This window comes from Microvirga sp. jy35, from assembly GCF_056148915.1.
Genome location: NZ_JBWBEW010000093.1, coordinates 1 through 4,211 on the forward strand (window position 1 = coordinate 1; position 4,211 = coordinate 4,211).

Sequence of the window (4,211 nt, forward strand, 5' to 3'; positions counted from 1 at the left end):
GGTGTTTTTTGTGGCGGCTACTCCTCGCGGAAGGCTTTGGCCATGTTGTCGGCCACGGGCTTGGTCAGGTAGGAGAACACCGTGCGGTAGCCGGTCTGGATCAGCCCTTCCACGGGCATGCCGGGCACCAGCTTGAGATCGCCCAGGCGCGCCCGCTCGCCGTCCGCAAAGGCCACCCGCACCGGGTAGTACTGCACCCCGGAGCGCTGGTCCGTCACCAGATCGGCCGCAATCAGGCTCACCTTGCCTTTGAGTTCCGGCGTGGTCCGCTGGTTGAAGGCCGACAGGCGCAGCACCGTGTCGAGCCCCGGGCGGAGCTGGTCGATGTCCTGCGGCAGGACCTTCACCTCGATCGACAGCTCGTCCGCCTCGGGAACCACAAGCATCAGAGGCTCGCCCGCATTGACGACGCCCCCGACCGTGTGCACCATCGACTGGTGCACCACACCATCCTGCGGCGCCCGGATCTCAATGCGCTTGAGCTGATCCTCGGCCGTGGTCTTGCGCTCCACAAGCTCCGCCACCTTGGCCTGCACCTCACGCAGCTCCTTGGACACCTCGCTCCTGAGATCCTGGTCGATCTGGAGCACCTGAAGCGACGTTTCGCTGATCCGCCCCTTGGCCTGGGCGATGTTCGAGATAAGCTGCCCGCGCTCGCCCCGCAGCCGGGTTTCCTCGCGCTTGAGCGAGGTCACCCGGGTGATCGGCACCAGGTTCTTGCGCCAGAGCTGCTCGACGCCGGTCAGCTCGTCCTGGATCAGCTGGATCTCGTCCCCCTTGGCCGAGGCCTGCAGCTTGAGCCCGTCGATCTGCTCCTGCAGCTGGGCGATGCGCTCCTGCAGCTGGGCCTTCTGGCCCGCCCGGGCTTCGCGGCGATCCTGGAACACGTTGATCTCGCCCTGGACCAGGCGCGCAAGCTCCGGCTCCTGCAGCCGGCTCCTGAACGCAGCCGAGAAGGCGACCTGCTCCGAGCCGTCGCGCTCGGCCTCGAGCCGGCTCTGGCGGGCGGCCAGTTCGTCCAGGCTCTTGGACACCATGGCAAGGCTGGCCCGTGCCACCGTCTCGTCGAGGCGGACCACCACGTCGCCGGCCCTGACCCGGTCGCCATCGCGGGCGAGGATCTCGCCGACCACGCCGCCGGTGGGATGCTGGACCTTCTTGACGTGGCTGTCGACCACGATCGACCCCGGCGCCACCACGGCGCCGGACAGCTCCGTCACGGCGGCCCAGCCGCCGAGACCGCCGACCAGAAAGAAGGCAGACGAGAGGCCCACCAGCGAGTAGCGGCGGATGGCCGCGCGGGCACTTGTTGTGCGTTCGGACTTCATGACATTCCCCCAAATCCCAGATAACCCAATCCTAGACGGCCTTCAGCGCAGTGGCGGCCACCCGCGGCTCGGCGCCCTGGGGCGTCGGAACCGGGCGCAGCACCTTGCTCAGGACGTCGTCCTTCGGGCCGAAGCTCTGCATCCGCCCCTCGCCCATCACGAGCACCAGATCGACGCCCGCCAGAGCACTCGGCCGATGGGCGATGACCACGACCACCCCGCCCCGCGCCCTGATGCCCATGATCGCGGACGTCAGGGCCTGCTCGCCCTCGTTGTCGAGGTTGGAATTCGGCTCGTCGAGCACCACCAGGAAGGGATCGCCGTAGAGGGCGCGAGCCAGAGCGATGCGCTGGCGCTGCCCGCCGGACAGGGCCGCTCCCGCCTCCCCGACCTGCGTCTCGTAGCCGTCCGGCAGCTGCAGGATCATCTCGTGGACGTTGGCGGCCCTGGCGGCGGCGATGACGGCTTCAGCCTTCGGGTCGGGATGGAAGCGCGCGATGTTCTGCGCCACGGTTCCGGCGAAGAGTTCCACGTCCTGCGGCAGGTAGCCGATGTGGTGCCCGAGATCTTCCGGCAGCCACTGCTCGACGGCGGCCCCGTCGAAGCGAACCTTGCCGCGCCAGGTCGGCCACACGCCGACGATCATGCGGGCGAGCGAGGACTTGCCGGATGCGCTCGGGCCGATGATGCCCAGGCCGCTTCCGGCCCGCAGCTCGCAGGAGACGTCCTGCACCGAGAACCGCTGCCCGCCGGGCGCTCCGGTGCCGGCATTCTCGATCGACAGGACGGACCGGGGCGCCGGGAGCTTCAGGGGCTCCTCGGCCCGGGCGCTGGCCTCGAGAAGCGTCTTGAGCCGGCGCCAGCCCTGGCGCGCGCCGACAAAGCCCTTCCAGTTGCCGATGGCGAGTTCGACCGGCGCCATGGCGCGCGAGGTGAGGATCGAGCTGGCGATCATGATGCCGCCCGTGGCCTGGCCGTCGATCACCAGGTAAGCGCCGATGGCGAGCACCATGGACTGCAGCAGCATCCGCAGCACCTTGGACATGGCGCCGAAGCCGCCTGCCACGTCGGAGGTCCGCTGCTGGTGCGCCAGGTAGCTGGCGTTGGCATCGCCCCAGCGCACCCCGATCCGCTGGGCCATGCCCATGGCCTGGACCACCTCGGCGTTCCGGCGCGCGCCCTCGGAGATCCCGTTGCGCACGAGGGCTGCGCTCACGGCGGCCTTCGAGGCCTCCTTGGTCAGCACCTCGGTCAGCAGGGTGATCACCACGAGAAGCAATGCACCGCCAAGAGCCGCGAGGCCGATCCAGGGATGGAAGGCGAAGCAGATGAACAGGTAGAGCGGCATCCAGGGCAGGTCGAAGAGAGCGGACGGTCCGCCGCCGGCCATGAAGGCGCGCAGCTGGTCGAGATCGCGCAGGGGCTGCTGCCCGTCGCCGTCGACCTTGCCCCTGAGGGGTGCCTTGAGCTGCCCTTGAAAGATCTGCTGGCTCAGGTCCTCGTCCACGGCAGCGCCGACCCGGGCCATGATCCGGCCGCGCAGGGCGTCGAAGAGGCCCTGGAACAGGTAGAGCACCACGATGATGACGGAGAGGCCGACCAGGGTCGGGATGCTCTGGCTGGGCAGAACCCGATCATAGACCTCCATCATGAAGATGGAGCCCGAGAGGTAAAGCAGGTTGATCAGGCCGCTCAACACGGCGACGCCCAGGAAGGCACCGCGACAGGAGGCCATGAGACTGAGACGTTTCTTGAGAGGGCTGGTCATCGGCGTGTACCTTGGGAAGCTTGCGTCACATAAGGTGCCGCTGGCGGCACCGGACTTGTTGGAGTAACCCCGCCGGGAGCTTTGGGGGGCATAGCTCCCGGCGGGGTCATACCGATGTCGGGTCGGCAGCGTCAGAAGATGAAGTCGCTGCTGTCGAGATCGGATTCCTTGACACCGTTGAGGACGAGAACCGCGGCGGCATGGCCGATCGCGACGCCGTGGGCGGTGTTCGTCAGGGTCAGGTCCGCCATGGAGTTGACCCCAGCCAGGCCGCTGACGTCGATCCTGTCATGGTCGGTGCGGAAGTCGGTCACCGTGTCGATGCCGTGCTTCTTGTTGAACACGAAGACATCGTCGCCCGAGCCGCCGGTGAGGCGGTTGCTGCCGGAGCCGCCATCGACCCGATCGTTGCCGGAGCCGCCATCGAGCCGGTCGTTGCCGGAGCCGCCATACAGCTTGTCGTTGCCGACCATGCCCTTGAGGGTGTCGTGACCGCCCTGGCCCTTGAGCACGTTGTCTCCGCTGTTGCCCGTGAGGCTGTTGTGGAGAGAGTTGCCTGTGCCGTTCAGGTCGGCCGTTCCGGTGAGCACGAGCTTCTCGACCTGGCTGCCCAGGGTGTAGGACACGCTGGCCTTGACCGTGTCGGTGCCCTGGTTCTTGCTCTCGTAGACCTTGTCGCCGCGATCATCGACCGTGTAGGTGTCATGGCCGCGTCCGCCCCACATCTTGTCGGCCCCGGCGCCGCCATTGAGATGGTCGTGGCCGTCACCGCCCTTGAGCCGGTCGTCGGCCTCGTCGCCGTGGAGCCGGTCGTTGCCACGCCCGCCGTTGACGGAGATCGGCTTGGGAGCCTCGGCAACCGGACCAGGGATCTCGGCGGCCGGAGCGGGCTTCTCGACCGTGATGGACACCTTGCCCTCCGCGTAGCCGCCCTGGCCGTCCGCCACCGTGTAGGTGAAGGAGGCCTCGCCGGTGAAGCCGGCTTTGGGCGTGAAGGTGATGGTGCCGTCCTGGTTGAGAACCGCCGTCCCGTGCTCGTCCTCGTCGATCTCAATGATCGAGAGATCACCGTTGTCAGGATCGTAGTCGTTGGCGAGCAGCAGGGCTGCGGTCAG

The 4,211-nt window shown here is 67.8% G+C and carries 3 protein-coding genes; all 3 read right to left on the reverse strand.

Annotated features, from left to right (window positions below; translation table 11 throughout):
• Window positions 1–17: 17 nt before the first annotated feature.
• Window positions 18–1,328: an HlyD family type I secretion periplasmic adaptor subunit gene (locus AC0QTX_RS27175; RefSeq protein WP_474606904.1), complete on the reverse strand. Its 1,311-nt coding sequence runs from the start codon at window positions 1,326–1,328 to the stop codon at window positions 18–20.
• A gap of 31 nt (window positions 1,329–1,359) precedes the next feature.
• Entirely contained in the window at window positions 1,360–3,096 is a 1,737-nt protein-coding gene (locus tag AC0QTX_RS27180) for a type I secretion system permease/ATPase (protein WP_474606905.1), read from the reverse strand.
• A gap of 131 nt (window positions 3,097–3,227) precedes the next feature.
• Window positions 3,228–4,211 (reverse strand): cadherin-like domain-containing protein (locus AC0QTX_RS27185; protein WP_474606906.1); only part of this gene is annotated, 984 nt, incomplete at its 5' end.